The organism is Paenibacillus sp. FSL H8-0280 (assembly GCF_045040665.1).
Taxonomy (GTDB): domain Bacteria; phylum Bacillota; class Bacilli; order Paenibacillales; family Paenibacillaceae; genus Paenibacillus; species Paenibacillus xylanexedens_A.
The window spans coordinates 3040078-3063371 of record NZ_CP150296.1; the positions used below are offsets into that span (position 1 = coordinate 3040078).

Consider the following 23294-nt stretch of genomic DNA (forward strand, 5'->3'; position numbering starts at 1 on the left):
GCTAGCAGCTTTTTTATGCACAAATCTCTAAGGATTTTTGATCCACAATTTGGAGATGTCCAGATAACCGAATTCTGCGATCTGCATGCCGAAGATGCTCTGATCCAGTTCAGCCTGCTTGTTCATGTGACAGCCATGCAAGATCCAGCAGTGATCACGTAGCAAGGCTTCAGCTTCATCCAGGAGCGCAGTACGTTCTGCCCGATGAAGCTTTGCAAAATGATCCAGTTTGTCATCCAGTAGAGACTGGAATGCAGGAGACATACACATATGAAAATGGTTGGACAGGTTTTTGAAAAAATGAATCATGCCGTACTGCCAATCTTCCTCCAGTATCTCTTCAGCGAGGATCAATTGTGCGTTTGTGGTTTCCTCTGAGTTGAAGTAATCCACAACGGCCTGCATGCTGATGTTCAGACCGATGGACTCTGCACGACGTTGGAACCATTCCGCAACGTCTGCATCCTTATTATGCTTATACGATAATGTTACCGTCTCACCCTGGTACCCACAGTTATGTAGTAATTCACGAGCATGTTCAAGAGAGGTAGCGGTCCAGTCTTGGGCTGCACTTCTCCAAGGCAGAAAGCTGCTGGCCGGTGTGATCCGATTCCCGCCGAGATCTCGGACAAGTGCGACCGAATCATAGACGATACGCAGGGCTTGTCGAAATAGGGGATGATGATGGATGCCGTCCTTATGAAAATTGAACAGCATATACTGACAACCCAGTGCCGGATAATTGATACTGTTCGTCTGATCACATCCTGTTGTGAGACTCAATCGATCTGTACCCGGTAGCTCATAATAGCGATCATTTGGACTCAGGTCAGGCACAAACCAGAAATGCACTTGATCCAGATGTGGCCGAATGCCGTAGTACGCATCAAAAGCGGTAAGCTCCAGCACATCTTCATTCAGCTCAGAGATCTGAAAAGGACCGGTACCTACCAATGTATTGGTTACATTGTAATCGTAGGGCAGGATTGTCATCCGAATACAACTGAACAGATGCAAGAAAAACCGATTAGGACGATGTAGAACAAACTTGATGCAGTAATCGCCAGCTACTTCCGCACGTTCGATATCCCGATACAACCAGATGGACGGACTATGCACATCAATCAATCGTTGCAACGTCGCTTGCACATCCCGGGACGTCATGATACGTCCGTTGTGGAAACGTACACCTTTGCGAAGATAGAAGGTCCATAAACGATGGTCCTCGCTGCACTCCCACATGTGCGCCAGTGCTGGCAGGAATGATTCTGTCTTGGCATCATAAGTGATCAATGTATTACAGACCTGGCTTAATAGGTAGGTTTCAAATGCAGTATAAACAAAGGCTGGGTCCAAACCACCTAACTGGCGTGACCTCATGATGCGCAGGATATCCTGACCAGAGGCAGTTTCATCGTGGCCGTGAAATCCCATCTGTTGATGAAGGGAGAGCATGAGCTGTTCTCGCAATGTATCATCCATCTGGACGGTTCCGATGAGTTCAATGGCGTCTTTCATTTTGCCTTTACCTAAAAGTTCGGTAAAACTCGCTTCCAACGCTTCATTCATGCTACGTAGCATCGTTAGCTTCGAATGATGTCCACGACCACGTCCCGGTTGCCAATGGATGAAGCCCAGTTCTTCCAATTTTCTGAGAATGAATTTCACATTACGAGGGGTGCAGCACAGGGCAGCGGACAGGCTATCGATGGTTACCGCTACAGGTTCATGGAGCTTGAATGAAAGCTGTTCGGCCCCGGCGAGCCTTATAAAGTGTGTATGCAGAGTATCCATGGTCATGACTCCTCTATTAAAGGTGAAAAGTGTGATCATATGTTTACACTTTTACTTCCCCCTTTTATCCTTACAATTATACATTAGAAGAGGTAGTTCAAAAAGTCCGCTTTTGATTATGAAAGATGCCTAAAAGGCATCATCAGCATCGAATATGAAATTCAGCCGAAATGTCCGTTGCTCACGTAGTTTTCCCTACGCTCCGCTACTCCATTTCTAGCTTCATCCCATCTTCTCGGTACTGAAAACCGGACTTTTTGAACACTCATTAGAAGAGGCTGTTAAATCATCCCGCATTGAAGCACTTAGAAAGAATAGGAGAAGTTCGCATGAAGCAATATTTAAGGCAAATTCACCCCTTGGCATGGACGATTATTATCGGAACCATGTTTGGACGTCTTGTGACGTCAATGAGTATCCCGTTTCTATCCATCTATCTGACACGTGTGTTAGATGCTACACCGACCGAGACCGGTATTACTGTGGCCGTTAGCTCGCTGGCAGGTGTTATGGTCAGCTTTTATGGAGGTTATATTTCGGACCGGATCGGTCGCAAAATCGTGATGTTAATCTCGGTATTTAGCTGGGCAGGTGTGTTTTTCATCTTTTCAGCAGCAGAGCATCTATGGGTGTTCTTTGTTGCCAATACGTTAAACGGATTATGCCGCGCAGTATTTGAACCCACTTCCAGAGCGCTGTTATCGGATATTACTTCTCCGGAGAACAAATTGCTGGTGTTCAACCTTAGATATGCTGCGATTAATCTCGGTGTGGTATTTGGGCCAATTATCGGATTTCAGCTGGGATCATCTGAATCGACGTTTCCGTTTGTGATTTCCGGCTTGGTATACATAGCCTATGGACTTGTATTATTTCTGCAATTCAAGCTACAGCATGCCAATCTGCCAGAGCGTCATCAGGCAACCGCACCACGTTTGCGTGAAGCACTCATGACCACTGGTCGCGACCGGGTATTTCTGCCGGTATTAATCGGTACCACATTCTGTGTTCTGGGTTACGGGCACTTTAGTTCTACGTTGGCACAGTACTTGGCGAGAAGCCCGATCTTTGAGAATGGAAGTCAGATGTTCTCGTACATGCTGTCCCTGAATGCCGTGACGGTACTGATTATTCAGTATCCTCTTGTGAGAACCTTCCGAAGCTTTCCACCGCTTGTTCCTCTGATTGTGGGTAACCTGCTGGTTGCAACCAGTCTGATGATGGTTGGAATCGCTGAAGGTGTACTCATGATGATGATGAGTGTCATACTATTTACCATTGGGGAAGTGTTGTTGTTCACTATGATGGATATGCTCATTGACCGGATTGCAAAGCCGGAATGGAAAGGGACGTATTTCGGGACCATCGGCTTCAATAATATCGGTAGTGTCATTGCTCCTGTCATGGGAGGGGTGTTGTTAAGTCAATTTGGAGCGGAGAATGGGCTAGCTGTTTTTGTGCCGATTGCACTGACGACTGCCCTAGGAGTACCTTTTCTTCTGATCGCACATAGACGTCTTGTTGTTAGAGAAAAACAAACAGAGCCTACATCATTAAGTATGTAGCGAGAATTGAAAGTTTAATGGCATGAATTAAATAACAATTCAGTTAAAATTATCTTGACGGATGTTAGTCCAGCGAATACAATAAACAACAAATATGTGAAACGGGTGGGATGATGATTATGTTTATGCCTATACAGATTTCGAATCGATAACTGAATACGCATGAGCATAGTGACATTAATCCAATTTTTTTGCAATGATCGCGTTGGGACAGTCATGTTTGTGCACCTCTGTCGTGGACGCTCATCATTATTGCGATGCAGAGGAGATACGGGAAATGCTTTGCATTTCATTCGATCTCTTTTGGCTACAAGCTGTAGATGAACATTAGTTCATCTATGGCTTTTTTGCATGCATTCCACCAATCCGTTCACATGGAAAGGAGCGTTTGGAGCGTTATTTTATAAAAAACTAACTTGTTAAAAAGGAGAATGTACAATGGTCAACTTATGTTCTACATATCAATTATGGGCGGGAAATCCCGATTTTAATGTCATTATGTATGACTCATCCTAGTGATCGCAAATTTGCTGTCGTTAAGATCATCAACAAATATGAATAGGCAAGAACAATTAAATAAACCGATAAAGAGGTGGGACCTGTGCCCAAAACAGAGAAACGCTCCATGTCATGGCTGCTGCGTTATCTGAAACCCGTTAAAGGACGACTGGCCTTACTTTTAATCATGTTGCACACATCAACGGGGCTTCAGCTTTTGAATCCACAGATTATCAAACGATTTATTGATACAGCAGCGAGTGGGGGAGTCCTCACCAATCTTGTTCAGCTTGCAGGAATATTTCTGGTTGTCGCCGTGTTTAATCAACTCATCACGGTAGCGGTCAGTTATTTGGGGAATGATGTGGCCTGGCGGGCCACGAATCAACTGCGCGGAGATTTGCTGAAGCACTGTCTGCGTCTTGATATGCGTTTTCATAATGAGAAAACACCTGGTGAGATGATTGAACGTGTGGATGGTGACGTAACAAGTATCTCCAATTTTTTCGCGATGTTCATTGTGCAAGTGATTGGGAGTTTTGTGCTGCTGGCCGGAATTCTCGGATTCATGTTCAGCGTTAATGTACCCATTGCTTTGGTCATGACCGTGTTCACATTATTATCGATCCTGTTCATGGTCTTCATCCGAAATCTGGGCGTGGACTCTTCCAAAAATGAACGGGCGGCAAGTGCCTCTCTGTTCGGATTAATTGAAGAACGCATTGCCGGGATAGAAGATGTGCAAGCAAATGGTCATGTGCCCTATGTGATGAACCGCTTTTACCGCACGATGCGCACGGTATTCCGTAAGGGGAGAAAAGCCTGGCTGCTACGAGTTATTCCGTGGAATACCACAGTAGTCCTGTTCGCTCTGGCGGTCACTGCGGTGCTTTTGCTGGGTGTGCATTATTATATGGAAGGTCTAATTAGTATCGGAACATTATTTCTGATCTACCAATATACGCAGATGCTGAATGATCCAATTGAAATGCTGGGAGATCAGGTGCAGGAGTTCCAGAAAGCAAAATCAGGCATGCTGCGCTCCAGAGAGCTGTTGTCCATGCAAAGTGTGATTGAAGAGGGCACAGAGGAGCAATTGCCGGAAGGACCTCTTGGTCTGGAATTCAGTCAGGTGCATTTCAGTTATAACCAGGATAAACCGGTATTGCAGGACATTACTTTTGCCATTAAACCTGGTGAACGTCTGGGGATCATTGGTCGCACAGGTAGCGGTAAATCAAGTCTTAGTCGTGTTCTTCTCCGGCTTTACAATCTGGATCGGGGCACGATCCGTGTAGGTGGAACGGATATCACAAAGCTTTCATTACAAGCGCTCTATCGCCGGGTGGGAATGGTGACACAGGATGTGCAGTTGTTTGATGGCACGCTGCGTGACAATCTGACCCTGTTCAATGGGGATGTATCCGATCAGATGATCAAGGAGACGACGGATCGCCTTGGACTTAGCCAATGGATTAATTCACAACCAGAAGGACTTGATACGTATCTGGCTGCAGGTGGAGCTTCATTGTCGGCAGGGGAAGCACAGTTATTTGCCTTAACCCGCGTATTCCTGACCGAACCGAGTCTGGTTATTCTGGATGAGCCGTCGTCACGTCTAGATGCTGCGACCGAAGGTATGCTGCAATCAGCAATTGACCAGTTAATGAAACAATCCACAGGAGTCATCATTGCTCACCGACTGGCTACGCTGGAGAAAGTGGACCGGATTATGGTGCTCGGTGATGGGAAAGTACTGGAATTTGGAGCGAGAGAAGAACTTGCCAGTAACCCTGCATCTCACTATGCCAGACTGCTGATTACAGGCCGAGAGGAGGAATTGGCATGACTGTAGCAGGATTTATAGGCCGTTTGTTTCGATTCAGGCCTTTGCTATTTATAATCAACGGATTGTTATGGTGTATATTTCACTCCTTACCGCTAGCCATTGGTATTGGAATGCAATGGTTTTTTGATCGCACAACAGCGGGTTCAAACGACTACATGTGGCTTGCTGTGCCGCTAATCTTTATTGCTTTGGTCCGAATGGCACGGGTGGGCACATTTTTTGTAGCCTTCTATGCATGGGTTACCTATCTGTATCATGTTCAGGCGATTTTGCGAACCAACATGCTCGCAGCAATCATGCGCTGGCCTGGGCGTAATCTTCCGGCTTCACCAGGGGAGGCGATGAGTCGCTTTCGGGATGATGTCGATGAAGTCGTCGAGTATGTAGAATCATGGGTGGACTTCTGGGGACGACTTGTATTTGCTGTTGTGTCCATCGTCATTATGGCGAACATTAATTGGCAGATCACGTTGGTTGCGGTGCTGCCATTGGTAGTTGTGACCTTACTTAACAATCTGTCCGGAAATCGGGCTCGGAAATATGCACAGGTTAATCGCGAGTCGACTGGGCGAATTACCAGTTTTATTGCGGAAACGTTTGGAGCAGTGCAAGCTCTGAAACTGGGTCAGGCTGAAGAGAATGTCTCTTCACGTTTCAACCAGTTGAATGAAGATCGTCGCCAGGCTGCACTTCGAGACAATCTGTTCAAGCAGTGGATGAGATCGATGAATCAGCATGTGCTAAGTATCTGTACCGGATTGATTCTACTGATGTGTGCAGCTGAGATGAAAGCAGGGAACTTTACCGTAGGTGATTTTGCCTTATTCACCAGTTATCTTGCCAATATCGGATTTAGCATTTCACTGTTTGGTTATATGGTGTTTCAGCACAAAAGGCTCAAGGTATCCTATGATCGTATGCGTAAGTTATTCCGCCCAGGGGAAGAAGACCAGATTATGGATTCGAGGGAAATCTATCTGTATGAAGATCCGCCGGAGCTTGTAAGTGAACAGAGGGAACCTAAGGAGAAGTTGCAATCTCTTGAGGTGAATAAGCTGACATATCAATATCCGAATTCTGCAAATGGCATAGAAGAAATCAGTTTCCGTCTGAAACGTGGACAATTTCTTGTGATTACGGGACGGATCGGATCAGGTAAATCAACGCTGGTACGAACACTTCTTGGACTGTTACCCAAACAAAAAGGGGACATTCATTGGAATGGAGCAGCTGTTGATCCAGCCACATTCCTAATGCCGCCTAGAGCAGCGTATACCCCGCAAGTGCCAAGACTTTTTAGTGATACGTTGAAAGAAAACATCGTCCAGGGCAAACAGGGTAACACCGAGCAAGCCCTAGAAAAAGCCATTCGTCTGGCTGTGATGGAGAAGGATATCAAACATCTGGATCAGGGGCTTGAGACCCCGGTTGGTCCAAGAGGGGTGATGCTGTCAGGCGGGCAGATTCAGCGCGCGGCCACAGGACGTATGTTAATGACGGAGGCGGACCTGTTTATCTTTGACGATCTGTCCAGTGCACTGGATGTGGAGACAGAACAACAAGTATGGGAAGGGCTGTTCCAAGAGCCGGATGTCACCTGCATCGCAGTTTCTCACCGCAGGGCAGCACTTTCCAAAGCAGATCACATTATCGTGATGAAAGATGGACGCATTGAAGCCGAGGGAAGTTTGACCGAATTGCTTGCCACCAATGAAGAGATGCAGCTGCTGTGGCAAGGGGAACAAACCCCCGCCAAAGTCGGATAGCTTTTAAAATTTAGAAAAGATAATAAAAAAGCCTTACAGACGACTCCTTGAAAGAGTACAATCTGTAAGGCTTTTTATCGTTATAACGAGTGGAAAGATGGAATATTTTTATCTCATCATTTGAGCAATCAAGGAATACGCAATGATGACCAGGAAGATAATAGTGATATGGTTAATGGAGAAGATAAACATCCGTTTGGACCATTTCTCTGTTTCTTTCTTATCAAAGGTAGCCACACTGAGAATGAGCCAGGCCAAGCTAACCAGAAATGCCACAATAGCGACAAATGGACTCATCGGCCAGAATAAAAAGCTGGAAATCAGTAACAGTACCAGATACACATTTGTCTGAATGTATGTCCGTCTGATGCCTTTAACAACGGGTAGCATGGGAACACCAGCAGCTTTGTATTCGTCAAAACGACGAATCGCAATCCCGTAGAAGTGAGGCATTTGCCATAAGAGCATCGTAACGACCAATGCCCAGATCTCGAAATGACCCAGTTCAGGTGAGATGGCTGCCCAACCGATGAGTGGAGGCACAGCACCCGAAAGACTTCCCACTTCCGTGTTGTAGATCGTTGTACGTTTGGTCCACATCGTGTAAGGGAACACGTAAAGCAACAGACCCAAAATACCAAATACAGCAGCGGATGGGGAAGCGATGTACAACATGATGCCCCCGATGATGGTGATTGCAATACCGAGAATTAGACCCGACTTGGTATCTACGCGTCCCGTAACGGTAGGACGTTTCTTCGTACGTTCCATGATCGCATCAATATCACGATCATACAAGTTGTTAAACACCCCTGCAGCTCCAATAATGAGAGAAGACCCAATAAAGGACAGGATGATTGGTACAATATTAGCTAAGATTGAAGCATCAAATACATATAAAGCCAAACTTAAACCCGCAAACATGGCGATCAGGTTGGACTTGATGATTCCGATTTTGATCGTATCAAAGAATACTTTCGGAATCGAGCTATACTCCAGGCTGATATTGGTCTGTGAACCATTGTTCAATGTTTTCAAGAACTCACTTCCTATATCTATACTTATATATTATGTCGCTATTATAACATTCAATACACTATGTGATTTAATTAACGTTTTAGTATTTAAAATAATGTCATTTGATTGTGAACAATTTAAAAACAAGGTTGTTTTTAATTGTTAAATAATTATTTCTGTGTTACAGGAGAGAATCCAAAAATCCGGGTATAACAGTGATTTAAAGTTTGTTCTGTCATTGTAGTGTAAGTGTAAATAATCTTTTATTCAACTCACACAGGCTGGATTGAAGAAAGTGGTTAAAGATATATGTTGCAAAATGGTTAGGTTTTGTTTATTGTAGATATAAGATATCTTTAATAGTCTTGTTTAAAATGTGTTCCTGTAATTCTCCGATATTACTTTCTTAAGAGAAAGCGGAGGTTATTTTTAAAGCTTAATTAGAGATATTAAATGTCTGGAAAGGGTGAATAGTATGAGTAATATGAATCAACTCTTGGATGTACTTATTATTGGTGGAGGACCAGCGGGGCTTAATGCAGCCCTAGTACTCGGCAGGGCCCGCAAGAACGTTGTGGTCATTGATGATGAGACACCGCGTAACTGGGTTACAAGGGAGACTCATGGGTTTGTGACAAGAGATGGGGCAAGTCCACGTGAATTCCGCAAAGCAGCCAAAGAACAAATTGCAGCGTATCCCTCAGTTCAATTTGCATACGATACGGCAACAGCGATAACAGGTAGGGATGGTGATTTTGTAGTCAAGACTACTCAGGGGGCAAGCTATCGTACGAAAAAGATTTTGTTTGCAGTAGGTAAGAAAGATCTGCCTCTAGATATTAACGGATTAACAGAAGTTTACGGCAAAAGTGCGTTTGTGTGTCCATATTGTGATGGATGGGAGTTAAGAGACCAATCGCTGGTCATCATCGTTAGTGGAGATAAGGCATTACATATGGCAAAAGTCATATCCGGCTGGACAGCACAATATACGATCTGTACGAATGGATCAGATTCCTTAACCGATGAGCAGCGTGAAGAGCTGCAGCGGCATAATGTTACTGTATTCGATGCACCGATTCAATCCATTGACTCTGAAGAAGGGATGGTACAGCAAGTTGTACTAAATGACGGTACAGCGATTCCTTGCACAGGAGTTTTCTTCCAACCGAAACTGTTTACCGGATCAGAACTGCCAAAGGCTATCGGTTGTGAAATTACAGAATCAGGAACGGTTATCGTTGATGCTTCAGGCAAAACATCTGTAGCGGGTGTATACAGTGCTGGTGATGCAGCATCCGAGATATATCAGGCAATCACGGCTGCGTCTCTGGGGGCATTGTCTGCGGTAAGCATTAATAATGAATTGAATTTCGAGAAGTGGGATGAGTCAAGACATCATTAGAATAAATTAAAAGTTTCATAGAATCATAGCGTCATTGCTTCATACAGTAGGGGATTGCATATGCAATCCTCTATTTGTTGTTATCAACTTAAACGTTGAACGGTTCAATTGAAAGTAATTCAGCCGGAAGAAAATTTGATATTAAATCATTTATGGTTTATTGTATTATCAAATGATATATATTACTATCATTTATGAAATCATCAAAGGAGAGATCACTTATGAATGAAAGCAGAGCAGCCATCATATGGCTAACGAATACCTTGCTCTACGGCGTACAGTTAAGAGGTGATCATCATGAGTGATGCAACTTACATTCCACAACCCAAAATGTATGGACCACTTGGCAATCTGCCCTTAATTGATAAAGATAAACCAACGCTGTCGCTAGGCGTTCTGGCTGAACAGCATGGACCAATATATCGACTTACCGTTCCCGGTTATTCCGGTTTAATCGTATCTGGGCCAGATCTTGTCGCTGAGTTGTGCGATGTGTCCCGTTTTGACAAATATGTATACAATGAACTCGAAAACGTACGTGCCTTTGGAGGCGATGGTTTATTTACAAGCAGAACATCGGAGCCCAACTGGAAAAAGGCCCATAACATTCTGCTTCCCACTTTTAGCAAACAGGCCATGAAAGGTTATCATCCGATGATGGTTGATATTGCCGAACAGTTGATCAACAAATGGGCACGCCTCAATTCCAACGATACGATTGATGTTGCGGACGATATGACACGCCTTACGTTGGATACCATTGGACTATGTGGATTCAATTATCGATTTAACAGTTTTTACAGACAGGATCACAGTCCTTTTATTGAAAGCATGGTTCGGGCATTAAATGAAGCTATGCAAAAGAGCTCACGTTTGAAAATTCAGAATCTGCTTATGGTGAAAACCAAACGACAGTTCCAAGCGGATATTCAGACGATGTTCTCTCTGGTAGATCAGATTATAGAGGAACGTAAAGCGAGTTCAGCACCCGAAGAGGTCGACTTGCTCGCACGTATGTTGAATGGCAAAGATCCGGAGACTAGCGAAATGCTGGATGATGAGAACATCCGTTATCAGATTATTACGTTTCTCATTGCCGGACATGAAACCACGAGTGGTTTGTTATCTTTTGCTCTTTACTTTCTACTCAAAAATCCGGAATCGCTTCAAAAGGCGTATGACGAGGTGGATCAGATATTGGTCAGTGACTCACCACAGTACGAGGAAATTCTTCAGCTTCCATACATTCGCATGATTCTTAGTGAATCGCTTCGTCTCTGGCCAACAGCCCCGGGATTTGATGTATATGCCAAAGAAGACACCGTCATAGGTGGCAAATATCCCTTGAAGAAAGGGGAAAGTTGCAGTATTCTTTTGCCCCAGCTTCACCGTGACAGAGAGGCATGGGGAGAGGATGCGGAACTTTTCCGTCCAGAGCGATTTGAAGATACGGCGAAAGTGCCTCATCATGCGTATAAACCTTTTGGTAATGGGGAGAGAGCGTGTATCGGCATGCAGTTTGCTTTATATGAAGCAACACTTGTGCTTGGCATGGTCCTTAAACATTTTGAACTGATCGATTATAGCAACTATGAGTTGGATGTTAAACAGACGCTGACATTGAAGCCGGGAGACTTCCGGATTCAGGTGAAAGCCCGCGTGGCTTCGCAAACAAGGAATAAGTCGACCGTATCTGCGAAAGAGAAACCTGCTCCTGTTGTTTATAAAAATATAGCAAGTTACAGCCAGAGGGGAGAAATCCTGGCCGCTGAAGCAGATGGTAAGCCTTCGCTCCTGGTGTTATATGGTTCCAATCTGGGAACGGCAGAAGGCATTGCCCGAGAGCTTGTGGAGAAAGGGCGTTTGTATGGAATCCCAAGTGAAGCAGCCACTCTGAATGAGTGGGTTGGCCGCATACCCCGCGAAGGTGTCGTTCTCATCGTCACTGCTTCGTATAACGGTAAACCTCCGCAAAATGCTACGGCATTTGTAGACTGGTTGAAGGAAGTAGAGTCAGAGGAAGCAAAGGATGTAAACTATGCCGTTCTGGGTTGTGGAGATCGGAGTTGGTCCGGGACGTACCAGAGCATTCCTCGATTGATAGATGAGAAGCTTGAAGAATTGGGAGGTAAAAGACTGTTATCCCGTGGTGAAGCCGATGCCGGAGGTGATATGGAGAAACAAGTCGAGGCGTGGCAGCATATGTTGTGGCCACAGGTGTTGAGTGTCTTGGGGATTAGTGAGGAAACAATCAAATCCTCCAAGCCAAGCGCCAGCAGACTTCAAATGGAGTTTGTCCGCGAGAAAACGGATATGCCTCTTGCACGAACTTATGATGCCAGCTATGCCACGGTTGTAGTTAATAAAGAGCTTCAGGCGCTGGGAAGTGGAAGAAGCACACGTCACATCGAAGTGTTATTGCCTGAAGGCATGAGTTATAGAGAAGGTGACCATCTCGGCGTGTTGCCTAGTAATCCGAAGCAGAATGTGGATCGGATACTCAGTCGGTTCGGACTACGTGGGGATACTCCGATCCAATTAACTTCGGACGTCAGCCATCTTACACACCTACCACTGAACAGACCCGTCAAGATTCATGAGTTGCTCGCTTATTGTGTGGAATTGCAGACACCAGTCTCCAGAACACAGTTGCAGGAGTTAGCTAATCATACGATATGTCCACCTCATAAGCGTGAACTGGAAGGCATGTTGAACGAAAACAGCTACAGGGATGATATTCTTGCCAATCGAATCACCATGTTGGACCTGCTAGAAAGGTATGAGGCGTGTGAGTTGCCTTTCGAAAGGTTCCTTGAACTATTGCCTCCGCTTAAGCCCAGATATTATTCAATATCCAGCTCGCCAAGTCTGAATTCCGAGCAAGCAAGCATAACCGTATCGGTAGTAAGAGAGCCTGCATGGAGTGGCAAAGGCGAATACCAGGGAGTTGCTTCATCGTACCTCGCTGGTTGTTCATCCGGAGAAGATATTCTGATGTTTGTACGTACATCTGAATCCGAATTCCATCTGTCGGAAGAGGCTGATGTTCCGATGATCATGGTGGGACCAGGCACGGGGGTAGCACCATTCAGAGGTTTCCTCCAGGCGAGAGCTGTTATGAAACAGAGAGGTTTGTCTCTAAGTGAAGCGCATCTGTTCTTTGGGTGCAGGAATGATTCAGATTTCATATATCGTCAAGAGCTTGAACAATACGAGCGAGAAGGGATCGTTAAACTACACACTGCTTTTTCTCGTGCGGAGGGCGAGCCCAAAACGTATGTACAGCATCTAATGAAAGAGAATTCCGAACAGTTAATTCACATGCTGATAAACAAAGGAAAACTCTACGTATGCGGGGATGGAAGCCAGATGGCTCCTGCGGTAGAAGAGACTTTGCAACAAGCGTATCAGGAGGTGCAGGGAGCAACGGTGCAGCAAGCGAAGGACTGGCTCATTCAGATTCAGGCCGAAGGACGCTATGTGCAAGACGTATGGGCGGGTAATAAACGAACAGGTGAAACTCCTAAAACTGTGAATGAGGAGGTACATTAAGACGGAGATGACTCCAATATCTACTAATATACAGTCCTTAATATACTCAAGCTAACAAACAGCCGCTTAATCTGGAGCTTTGTCTCCAAATTAGCGGCTGTTATCATGATCTGACCATGAGCCGTCGCTCGGTTCATTTTCTCACTCCTGAACTGTTAGCGTTTACATTAAAATTTGAAATAAAAATGATTGACAGTCCTTATCTGAACGAGTTTAATTATATAGACCGATTGTTATAATTATTTGAAGGAAGTGGCTTTCGTTGAGTGAAAAGTCTAATGCTAGAGAGTCTATTGTCAGCACAGCAGCGAGACTGTTTTTTTCACAAGGATATCATGCGACCGGTCTGAATCAGATCATCAAAGAGAGTAGTACGCCGAAAGGGTCGTTGTATCATTATTTCCCGCAAGGCAAGGAAGAGCTCGCGCACGAGTGTATTCAAAAAGCCAATGAACAAATCTTGCAGACATTTGAGAAAACATTTGCAGCCCACGACAATACGGGGGATGCCATTCAGAGATTTATTCATGATTTGGCTCATGAAACAGAAGCAGCCGGGTTTACCGGATTTCTGCCATTCAGCTTCTGGGCAGCTGTGGAGACATCGTGTATTAGTCAGCAGTTGCGTATTGCATGTCAGGGTGTATTTGCAGATTGGCAGGATGTCATTAAGAAACAACTGATTCTGGATGGCGTTGGTGAAGAGAAGGCGCGGGAGACGGCACTTCTGATCATTTCTTTGATGGAGGGAGCACTGATTATCAGCCTGACGAATCAGGATAAACAGCCTCTGCTGACGGCTGCTGAGTATTTGTCGGTTGTGACGAAGAACGCCAAACAGATTCAATAATTTATACCAAGAGACAGAGAAAAAGAAAGTTCGATACGTTTGAGGAGGATGGGATCGTGGAGGTTTCCATGAAGGCTGATTCTGCACAGAATCAACAAGAAACAAAGCAATACAAGGTATTTCCGATTTTGTTCGCGATGCTACTGAGCGGCTTTATTGGTCTGTTTGGAGAAACGGCATTAAACGTGGCATTGACGCCACTTATGGCTCTACTGGAAGTAGGTCCTACAACGATTCAATGGTTAACTACAGGTTACTTGCTTGTGTTGGGAATCCTGGTACCGGTATCCGGTATGCTGTTGCAGTGGTTTACCACTAGACAGTTGTTTACAACATCTTTGATTTTCTCGATTGCAGGAACATTTGTTGCTGCACTTGCACCTAGCTTCGAAATTCTGTTGGTGGCACGGGTACTGCAGGCGATAGGTACAGCGCTATTGTTGCCACTGATGTTTAACACCATATTGGTTATTTTCCCGATTGAAAAACGTGGTGCTGCCATGGGATTGATTGGTTTGGTTATTATGTTTGCACCAGCAAGTGGTCCGAGTATCTCCGGTCTGATTCTGGCTAATCTGAGCTGGCATTGGATCTTCTGGATCTCCTTGCCGTTCTTCATTATCTCACTGGTATGCGGCTTGTTGTTCTTGCCAAATATTTCGAAATTGACCAAGCCCAAAATTGACGTACTGTCCATTATCCTTTCTACCCTTGGTTTTGGTGGTATCGTATACGGCTTCAGTAGTGCAGGGGGACATGGAGAAACTGGTGGAGGCTGGACGAGTCCGGTCGTTGTTGCCACTCTCGTTATTGGTGTGTTGTCCTTGCTGTTATTCAGTATCCGTCAGTTGAGAATGAAACAGCCAATGATGGATTTGCGAGCGTTCAAATATCCGATGTTTACGATTGGCTTGATCCTGATATTCATCTGTATGATGATGATGCTGTCATCCATGCTGATCCTGCCAATGTATCTGCAACAAGGCATGGCCGTTACAGCGTTAACTGCCGGACTGGTTCTATTGCCGGGCAGTTTGCTGAATGGTTTACTGTCTCCGGTTATGGGTCGACTGTTTGATAAGTTCGGTCCGAAGTGGCTTGTGATTATTGGTCTGGCTATCGTAACGATTGTACTCTTCATGTACACTGGAATCACACCTACAACAACACTGGCCAAAATCATTACGCTGCATGTGTTCATGATGGTCGGAATCTCGATGATTATGATGCCTGCACAGACGAATGGTCTGAACCAATTGCCACGTGAGTATTATCCTCACGGTACTGCCATCATGAATACGTTGCAACAGGTATCCGGGGCGATCGGTACGGCTGTTGCGGTAAGTATACTGAGCGCAGGACAATCCCGCTTTTTGAGCGGAGTAGCGAACCCGGAAAGTCCAGAAAATCAACTGGCAGGTTTCACGTCAGGTGTACAGAATGCGTTTGTATTCGCATTAGTTCTGTCGATTATCGGACTGATTACTTCACTCTTTGTGAAACGGGTCAAAGTAGGATCAACGCCAGGACAACAAGGTCCTATGCATTAATCCATTAACTAACAATAATAATTTGATATTGTATAAGAGCGATGTGTCCCTTAACTTTAAGGACGCATCGCTTTTTTGTGTATTTATTCTATCTTTTTTGGTGTTGACGTGAAACGGGTTACAGCCTTTAGACTAAAAATATAGCCGGAATACGGCGGTTCAATGAATGAATTTCAGAGCAAATACTTCATGTTCCGGCAAAATTGTATATGTTCATACTAATATAAAAGGGTAATATAGAATGTAATAGTACAATTTTTAACCAATTCGAAAACGGTTTATATTTTATTTTTACTCAAGGAGACATCATTATGATCATCATCAATCCCATTGGCAATAACATTGAAAAGATGCTGTTGCACTACGAAAAAAACGGCCATCTCACTCTACAGACTTCGCTTATTAGTAATAGCTCGGTTGTATATAGATTGCAAGATTATTGTCTCAAGGTATATGCTTCACGTGCAAGATTGGATGGGGAGATAGAAATTGAGGCACTTAGGGCATTGGAGAGTAATTCTTATGCACCTAAATTGTATGCGTATTCACCAGGGGAGTACACCCTGACAGAGTGGATTGAAGCATTCAAACTGAAAGAGTACCGTGTAACCTATGGACACATTCCTCCCAACTTGATATACGATATGTTCACGACGGAACTTCAGCAGATTCATGCTGGATATTGGGACTGGGATGTCATCCGATATGAGAATTTGCTCTGGACCAAGACAGGTGATGTGAAAAGAACGAACTTTTGGTTGTGTGAGCCTGTAAACTCCAGACGTGAGAACTTATATAACCAGGTCATTCGAAGAATTGATAACATCTACAATGGCGATCGAATCGAAATGGAGGCGATGGAACAGTACTTTTATCGTCACCAGTTGACTTCATTAGAGATCGAACAAGCTTTCAGCGATTTCAGGTCCCAACGGCCAAGGTTGGCGATAGCACAGTAAATCACATACTTAAAACCCCAAAGATATTAGAGAATCTTTGGGGTTTCTTTTATGATATAACATAGCCTTACTTTAGCAGGGTGTAGGTCACTTTTTCACCAGGGCCAATATCTCTTCCGCAACAAGGTCAGGGCGATATTGATGGATGTAATGATCGGTATCTTTAATGGTTACCTGTTTAGAATCATCTGACCAAGATTTGAATTCTAATTGTGATTTATCCCATTCGGGTTCACTTGCACCAAGGTAATCAGCCGTCAGTATGGTGAGTGGAAACGGTAAGGTTTGCTTGTGATCTACGACGACTTTGGCATTGGCAGCTATTTCACGTAATTCATCCAACGTGTTCACATTACCATAGTTGTGCAACAGCGCTGTTGTATCCAATTTTTTCAGATCATCGGGTACAAGTTTCAGTTCATTACGATTGGCATTGGAAGTTTCGACAACCATGTCAGATTGCATGGAGAGGCGGAATAGTCCGGTTTGGATACGGAATTTATTCGCAAAACCACCAATTGTGTCTGCCAAAGAGTCATCGTCATTCGAATAATATTCGGGGCTTCCACCATCAATCATGACGATACCCTTGACGAGATCCGGGTATTTTTGTGCGAAACGGATGGTTTCCAGCGAGCCGAGCGAATGTCCAACTAATACATAAGGTGGCTTCTGTCCAGATACCTGCAACAACTCGTGTAATTCTTCAGCTACGGTATCGACATCACGTTTCTTATCGGTCTGATCGCTATATCCATAGCCAAATCGGTCATATACAGCGAATTTTGTGTTGGGAGCAAGCTTTTCATATAATGGATAATAATCTACATAGGGATTAGCGGTACCCCAGCCGGAGGCGAGCACGACTGTTACATCGCCTTCTCCACCAGTATATAGATGCATATTGTTACCATGTACGTTGTAGAGTTTTCCAGGGGGTACGAGTATTTTGGCATCCTGCCTTAAACCCACTTGTTGGTAGATCACGCCTGTACCCAGAAGCAACAGAATTACCGCGAGGTCAAATATCAAAAACTTAACTAATCTTTTACGCCATTTCTTCATGTTCTCTCACATACTCTCCATGTATTTTCTCTATCATATATGCCCAATCTTATAGGAGAGAAAACAGAGTCTTAATTCTATCTTAATTGAATTTATTTCCGATCATGGGGGATGGGCGTGTTCTAGTGAAAATTGTATATCAACGGCCAATGAATTAATATATAGCTACGATATAAGTTGATATTATCCAAAAGTTGAACCATAGATTGATTATATAGAACAGAAGGTATGTATAATGACAAAATACGAAAATCAGCTCCCGACATCGGCAGGCATGAACTTCAAGTCCCTGATCAGTATATTGAGAGATTCCATGCGTGGAAATGTAGAGCGGAGGCCAACTGGCACGATGCCTATGGAGATATGTGAACCTGCTGAATCATTCAGTGCGTCGGATAATCCACAAGTTACATGGTTCGGACATTCAGCTTTTTTGCTCGAAATTGAAGGGCACCGGTTGCTCTTTGATCCGATGCTGGGCAATCGTCCATCCCCCGTATCTTGGGTGGGTACCAAACGTTACAGTACCAACTTACCAATTCAACCGGAGGATTTCCCGGCTCTGGATGCAATCATTATATCGCATGACCATTATGACCATCTGGATTATGACTCCATCCGCAGATTGAAGGATAAAACAAAGCGATTTATCGTGCCGCTTGGGGTTCGTCGACGGCTAATTCAACTGGATGTGCCTTCGGAACAGATTACCGAGCATAACTGGTGGGATGAGTTATCGTTCAAAGGTCTAACATTGGCTTGCACGCCAGCAAGACATTTTTCGGGCAGGGGATTATTCGACCGTAATTCTACCTTATGGTGTTCGTGGGTTATCGCTGGACAACATACGAAAGTATTCTTTAGTGGTGACAGCGGATACGGTCCTCATTTCAAGGAAATTGGCAGTAAATACGGTCCATTTGACCTCACCTTGATGGAATGTGGGCAATATGACGAGCGTTGGTCCAACATTCACATGATGCCGGAAGAGACGGTGCAAGCAAACTTGGATGTAGGGGGTAAGTTGCTCATCCCGATTCATTGGGCCGCATTTACACTGGCCTACCATGCTTGGAATGAACCCGTTGAACGGATTACGAAGGCTGCACATGCTTTGAACGTTAAGATTGCAACTCCTAAAATCGGCGAGAAGGTTGTGCTTCATACGGAGCATTATCCTACACATCCATGGTGGAGACCGGAATTAGGATAAAAAAATAAAAGCGTTCAGCTCATTGAATGAGTGGACGCTTTTTCTATTACATTTTACATCAGGATCGATAGTGCACTGTAAATTAACAACATACCCATTACGATATTAACAGGACGCTCGTATTTTAATAAAAAGCTCTGGAATAACATGCCACCGAACGCCCAGGTCATATTGGCACTAATACCGATGAAGGTGAGCAGCAAGGAAAATACAATTAATTGTACATGGGACTGCCCAAGAGGCAGAACAAAAACGGAAATGGCAGTAAGCCCATACAGAATGACTTTGGGATTAATGAATTGCAGAGTGAACCCAAATAGAAATGAATAATGATTGACCTTGTTTTCTTGCACATCTGCAGGTTTACTTCGCATAATTTTGAGCGCCAGATAGAGCATATACACACATCCTAACACGTTCAATACGGGTGCGATCCTGGGAATATATTGATGAAGAATAAGGTTGAAATAACTGGACAGAAACATAATTAGCAGGCAGCCGGCTGCAACTCCACTAATAAACGGAAGGGTCTTGCGGAACCCCTGATTTCTGGCATGCGTCATGGAAATGATATTGTTGGGTCCGGGTGTAAATGAAGCGATGATTGCATAGGTCACTAAAGGTATAATGTTCATGGTTCCTCCACGTTTTCATAGTTGTGTGATATAATGACCTGGAATGTACGTTATAGCGTACGGTCTTTATTATTGTACAACATGTGCGTTATATAGCACAACATAATTATAAAATGAGGAGGATGAACTTTGAAAAACATTAATAGTATTCTTGCTCAGAACCTCAAACAGCTTAGGGAACAAAGAAAACTTAGTCTGGACAAGGTCGCCGAAATGTCTGGTATTAGCAAGACCATGCTTGGTCAGATTGAACGTGGTGAATCCAATCCATCCATTGCAACCGTATGGAAGATTGCTAATGGTCTGAAAACCTCCTTCACTGCTTTGATTCACGAGCCGAAGTCAGATACTACCGTTGTAACGGGGGATGATATTCAAGTATTGATGGAAGATGAGGGCAGGGTTCGAATATATCCGCATTTTCCTTTTGAAGAAGGACGCCGCTTTGAAATGTACATGATGGAGATGGATGTGGATTCTTCTTTAAGTGCTGAACCGCACATCGAAGGTACGGAAGAATTTATTACTGTTTTTGAAGGGGAAGTTACGATTCGGGTAGGGACGGAAGAATATACAGTGAACCAAGGGGAGTCGATCCGTTTCCGAGCAGACAAGCCCCATGCCTATATTAATCCCGGAGCTTCGGCTATCAAGTTAAGCATGGTTATTCATTATTCGAAGTGAAGTGACAATAAAGCAGCCTGATGTAATGAACTGCAACTCCCTTGTTAGTCGTGTCTAACAAAGAGCTTAGTCCAAAACATTGGCTGCTTTATTGATGTGTGCACTATGGAGCCTAACCTCTAGATATGGGGGACTCTAACTTATGACTTTTCTTTGGCCTGACGCTGGATTTCCTTGGCTGTTAATGCTTTATCATACACTCTTACGTTATCCAGACTGCCTTTGTAGAACGGATCAGCCGTATAACGACTCTTGCCTACATAAGCTTCCGTTACCTGCAGATCTTTCGGGTTAAAAGTAATCTCAGAGCTACTTGCAACCGATGTACCATTCACATACAGAGTGCCTACATCACCCTGAAGGGTCACAGCGACATGAACCCACTCTTTGGAAGGCAGTGATTTTGCTGCAATCAGGCTCTGATCCCGTCCCTCATTATGAATGGTGAATTGTAATGCCCCATTATGTTGGGAGGGAGTAAGGAACATATGTCTCGTCAACCCATTTCCAAAGTCGAAAATACGTTGCCAGGACTCGCCGCCGTCCCAATTGACCCAAGCACTAAATGTGAAATCCGTTGTATCTGTAACGAGTCCAGGTAACTGAATATAACTGTCTGTCCCATTGAATATAGCAGCCTGATTTTTGCCACTAGCAGCAGAACTGACCACGTTAAAAGCTTGTCCGTGATATCCGTTTTTGCTGGAATCCTGTGCTACTTTGCCAAGTTTTTTGTGCTCAAAAGTATACTCCCCGAGCAAAGGGCTTACCGCTTGCTGTGGAATGATAACGTTAAACGTTTTGGAGCTTAGTGCAGTTCCTTTACGAATCGTTGCGGTTAATTTCACTTTGGCATCGCCCTTACCAGCGCGTGGTCGCTGTACTACACCTGTAGCGGATAGAGCCGAAGCATTGGAGCTTTTCCAGGTAATGTCTGCATCATTTGTTCCCTGGGTAGGCAGAGACAGATTGAAGAACACATGATCCGTATTGCTAATGCTCAGATCCTTTTTCACCGCATCTACAATGTCCTGATCACTTCGTTCAACACCTTGACTTCCCCAGATGGCAATCCCGGAGGAGGAGAGGGCGCTAAAGGTCAGAACCGTACTTTGAGATTCCGAGTTCCATTCATGTGTGAAAACGCCTTTGTACACAACGTTATTCGAAGTGATCTGAACCTTGTTGTCTGCGCCAAGACTCCATGTTCCTGTCACGGCACCATGAATCTGTCCATCTGCCGTGAACTGAACGGTCTGGGATGGCTTGATGTCCGCCGTGATGTCCTTACCATGATTCACCCATTGGTACTGACCAGCGATATCCTGAGTTGTCAGTTGCGTGGTATCCTCTCCCAAAGCCGCATAGCGATAGGGAGAAACAACGGGCCAACCATCTGCATTCATATGCATCTCGTGTACGCGAACTTCATGTTCTTCGCCACGCCCCGGAAAGCGAGTATGGAAGATGAGAAATTGTTTGCCAGTCTCCGGATCAACATAAGCAGAGTTATGCCCTGGCGATACATAGCCGCTACCTAGGCCTGTGCCCGGATCACCGATCTGTCTCTCGAACAGAAAGTTACCCATCAATTTGACTCCAAAAGGCTCAATAGAACGATCATCAAACAACGGTTTATCCTTGTCCGCTTTAACGTTGATCATATCGTTTCCTTCCGCATCGAGGAAAGGTCCATCCGGTGTTTGGGAGCGAGCAACACGAATGTTGTATCCTCCATCAGCACCTAGTCCACCGTAAGACAGGTACAGATAATAATAATCGGTTTCGGGACTGTAGAGCATATAAGGGGCTTCAATACGACTATGATTGCCTCCGGTCAGCTTTTTGCCATAACCTTGATTTGGCAGCGGTTTACCTGTCGTTGCATCCATCTCCAGAATGAAAATCCCTCCGGAATACGAGCCATACACCATCCATAACTTGCCGTTTTTATCATAAAAGACATCCGGATCAACCACATTGGGATGAATCGTTGCATCGTAAATGGTACCATCCTCACTGATCTGATCCCACATGCCGGATTTCAACAGAATGCCTTGATCCTTATAAGGCCCTTCGATATTGTCTGCGACAGCAATGCCGAGCGCTGATCGCGGAGAGTCCCCTTTACAAGCATTGTAGTACATATAAAATTTGCCATCCGCCAATTGAATGACATCTGCTGCCCATAACGTATCCGTCTGCGCCCACTCCAATGCTTCAGCGAATTCCTTGGTTACATTGGGGACAACAGGATTGTTATCTGTAACGCCGGAGGCAACCAGATCCCAGTTCAAAAAGTCTTTGGACTTAGCTACTTGCAGGTGTGAACCAAAAATATAAAACGTATCATCCACCTTAATGACAGAAGGGTCATGAACGGAAACATTTTTAAATGTTGGAGCAGGATTAGCGATAGGTGTGGTGGAACTCTGCGAGTTACCCACGGTTTCCCCTGAACCATTTGCGAACACCGAGACCGGTGCCAAAGTTGTTGCAGTAAGTAAAGTGGTGCTTAGTACAGAAATGTTAAGTACGCGAACCCAATAACGTTTCATACGTTTCCCCTTTCCTATTTCCCGGAATGAAAAATCAACCGATACTTGGCAACACACGATAAAAGGTTCGGCAGACCTCCTTTGAGTATTTCATTATATCAAGCGCTTTCATTTGTTATATTATCAATTGATTTATATGTTTGTAAACCATAAATGTAATGTTTATAAGACTAAAATGAATAAATGAAGAGAGCCGGGAAGAGCTGATAAGGCTCATTACATTCAAACAAAACAGGTATTATTCTCAAATTTAGGATTGAAATTAGGTTATGTGATGGGATATTATTACGTTTAGATTAGGTGTTTAACTATTTATCAATCATTTTATATTTAT

The 23294-nt window shown here is 44.3% G+C and carries 15 protein-coding genes; 10 read left to right on the forward strand and 5 right to left on the reverse strand.

Features of this window, described 5'->3' with window-relative positions; genetic code table 11:
- Positions 1-27: 27 nt before the first annotated feature.
- The gene (locus MHI12_RS13595) at positions 28-1794 is read right to left on the reverse strand and encodes an ABC transporter substrate-binding protein (protein ID WP_405172664.1); all 1767 of its coding nucleotides are present in this window, start codon (positions 1792-1794) and stop codon (positions 28-30) included.
- Positions 1795-2123: 329 nt separating this feature from the next.
- Between MHI12_RS13595 and MHI12_RS13600 the strand changes: the two genes are divergently transcribed.
- The 3 genes from MHI12_RS13600 (at position 2124) to MHI12_RS13610 (ending at position 7472) form a co-directional block, all read left to right on the forward strand.
- Positions 2124-3359, forward strand: coding sequence for an MDR family MFS transporter (locus tag MHI12_RS13600; protein WP_405172665.1), 1236 nt, complete (start codon positions 2124-2126; stop codon positions 3357-3359).
- A 601-nt stretch (positions 3360-3960) separates the two neighbouring features.
- On the forward strand, positions 3961-5706 hold the full coding sequence (locus tag MHI12_RS13605; protein WP_405172666.1) for an ABC transporter ATP-binding protein: 1746 nt from the start codon (positions 3961-3963) through the stop codon (positions 5704-5706).
- The gene (locus MHI12_RS13610; RefSeq protein ID WP_405172667.1) at positions 5703-7472 is read left to right on the forward strand and encodes an ABC transporter ATP-binding protein; all 1770 of its coding nucleotides are present in this window, start codon (positions 5703-5705) and stop codon (positions 7470-7472) included. Before MHI12_RS13605 ends, MHI12_RS13610 begins: the two co-directional genes overlap by 4 nt.
- Before the next feature lie 108 nt (positions 7473-7580).
- Here the strand turns inward: MHI12_RS13610 and cyoE are convergent, their stop codons facing one another.
- A complete protein-coding gene (gene cyoE / locus MHI12_RS13615; RefSeq protein ID WP_036608378.1) occupies positions 7581-8510 on the reverse strand; it encodes a heme o synthase in 930 nt (309 codons plus the stop codon).
- A gap of 463 nt (positions 8511-8973) precedes the next feature.
- Between cyoE and MHI12_RS13620 the strand changes: the two genes are divergently transcribed.
- The 5 genes from MHI12_RS13620 to MHI12_RS13640 all read left to right on the forward strand — a co-directional run bounded on the left by MHI12_RS13620 (position 8974) and on the right by MHI12_RS13640 (position 16805).
- Positions 8974-9894 carry an NAD(P)/FAD-dependent oxidoreductase gene (locus tag MHI12_RS13620; protein ID WP_405172992.1) on the forward strand — a complete coding sequence of 307 codons (921 nt, stop codon included), beginning with the start codon at positions 8974-8976 and terminating at the stop codon, positions 9892-9894.
- Positions 9895-10191: 297 nt separating this feature from the next.
- On the forward strand, positions 10192-13446 hold the full coding sequence (locus tag MHI12_RS13625; RefSeq protein ID WP_405172668.1) for a bifunctional cytochrome P450/NADPH--P450 reductase: 3255 nt from the start codon (positions 10192-10194) through the stop codon (positions 13444-13446).
- Positions 13447-13708: 262 nt separating this feature from the next.
- Positions 13709-14296, forward strand: coding sequence for a TetR/AcrR family transcriptional regulator (locus MHI12_RS13630; RefSeq protein ID WP_076249458.1), 588 nt, complete (start codon positions 13709-13711; stop codon positions 14294-14296).
- Between the two features lie 68 nt (positions 14297-14364).
- Positions 14365-15846 (forward strand): DHA2 family efflux MFS transporter permease subunit, encoded by a 1482-nt coding sequence (locus MHI12_RS13635; protein WP_405172993.1) that lies wholly within the window; start codon positions 14365-14367, stop codon positions 15844-15846.
- A 311-nt stretch (positions 15847-16157) separates the two neighbouring features.
- Positions 16158-16805, forward strand: a complete 648-nt coding sequence (locus MHI12_RS13640; RefSeq protein WP_405172669.1) for a hypothetical protein — start codon at positions 16158-16160, stop codon at positions 16803-16805.
- A gap of 87 nt (positions 16806-16892) precedes the next feature.
- Here the strand turns inward: MHI12_RS13640 and MHI12_RS13645 are convergent, their stop codons facing one another.
- A complete protein-coding gene (locus MHI12_RS13645; protein ID WP_405172670.1) occupies positions 16893-17870 on the reverse strand; it encodes an alpha/beta fold hydrolase in 978 nt (325 codons plus the stop codon).
- Positions 17871-18105: 235 nt separating this feature from the next.
- Between MHI12_RS13645 and MHI12_RS13650 the strand changes: the two genes are divergently transcribed.
- Positions 18106-19083, forward strand: coding sequence for an MBL fold metallo-hydrolase (locus MHI12_RS13650; RefSeq protein WP_405172671.1), 978 nt, complete (start codon positions 18106-18108; stop codon positions 19081-19083).
- Between the two features lie 53 nt (positions 19084-19136).
- Here the strand turns inward: MHI12_RS13650 and MHI12_RS13655 are convergent, their stop codons facing one another.
- Positions 19137-19718: a LysE family transporter gene (locus MHI12_RS13655; protein ID WP_405172672.1), complete on the reverse strand. Its 582-nt coding sequence runs from the start codon at positions 19716-19718 to the stop codon at positions 19137-19139.
- 129 nt (positions 19719-19847) lie between these two features.
- Here MHI12_RS13655 and MHI12_RS13660 point away from each other — a divergent pair, with 129 nt between their 5' ends.
- On the forward strand, positions 19848-20402 hold the full coding sequence (locus tag MHI12_RS13660) for a helix-turn-helix domain-containing protein (RefSeq protein WP_405172673.1): 555 nt from the start codon (positions 19848-19850) through the stop codon (positions 20400-20402).
- Between the two features lie 140 nt (positions 20403-20542).
- Here the strand turns inward: MHI12_RS13660 and MHI12_RS13665 are convergent, their stop codons facing one another.
- Positions 20543-22960, reverse strand: a complete 2418-nt coding sequence (locus MHI12_RS13665) for a family 43 glycosylhydrolase (RefSeq protein WP_405172674.1) — start codon at positions 22958-22960, stop codon at positions 20543-20545.
- Between the last annotated feature and the right edge of the window lie 334 nt (positions 22961-23294).

Bases quoted from the DNA above. Each gene is read 5' to 3' on its own strand.
- MHI12_RS13595 (WP_405172664.1), bottom strand. From the start codon at position 1,794: ATGGATACTCTGCATACACACTTTATAAGGCTCGCCGGGGCCGAACAG.
- MHI12_RS13600 (WP_405172665.1), top strand. From the start codon at position 2,124: ATGAAGCAATATTTAAGGCAAATTCACCCCTTGGCATGGACGATTATT.
- MHI12_RS13610 (WP_405172667.1), top strand. From the start codon at position 5,703: ATGACTGTAGCAGGATTTATAGGCCGTTTGTTTCGATTCAGGCCTTTG.
- MHI12_RS13620 (WP_405172992.1), top strand. From the start codon at position 8,974: ATGAATCAACTCTTGGATGTACTTATTATTGGTGGAGGACCAGCGGGG.
- MHI12_RS13625 (WP_405172668.1), top strand. From the start codon at position 10,192: ATGAGTGATGCAACTTACATTCCACAACCCAAAATGTATGGACCACTT.
- MHI12_RS13635 (WP_405172993.1), top strand. From the start codon at position 14,365: ATGAAGGCTGATTCTGCACAGAATCAACAAGAAACAAAGCAATACAAG.
- MHI12_RS13640 (WP_405172669.1), top strand. From the start codon at position 16,158: ATGATCATCATCAATCCCATTGGCAATAACATTGAAAAGATGCTGTTG.
- MHI12_RS13645 (WP_405172670.1), bottom strand. From the start codon at position 17,870: ATGAAGAAATGGCGTAAAAGATTAGTTAAGTTTTTGATATTTGACCTC.
- MHI12_RS13650 (WP_405172671.1), top strand. From the start codon at position 18,106: ATGACAAAATACGAAAATCAGCTCCCGACATCGGCAGGCATGAACTTC.
- MHI12_RS13655 (WP_405172672.1), bottom strand. From the start codon at position 19,718: ATGAACATTATACCTTTAGTGACCTATGCAATCATCGCTTCATTTACA.
- MHI12_RS13665 (WP_405172674.1), bottom strand. From the start codon at position 22,960: ATGAAACGTTATTGGGTTCGCGTACTTAACATTTCTGTACTAAGCACC.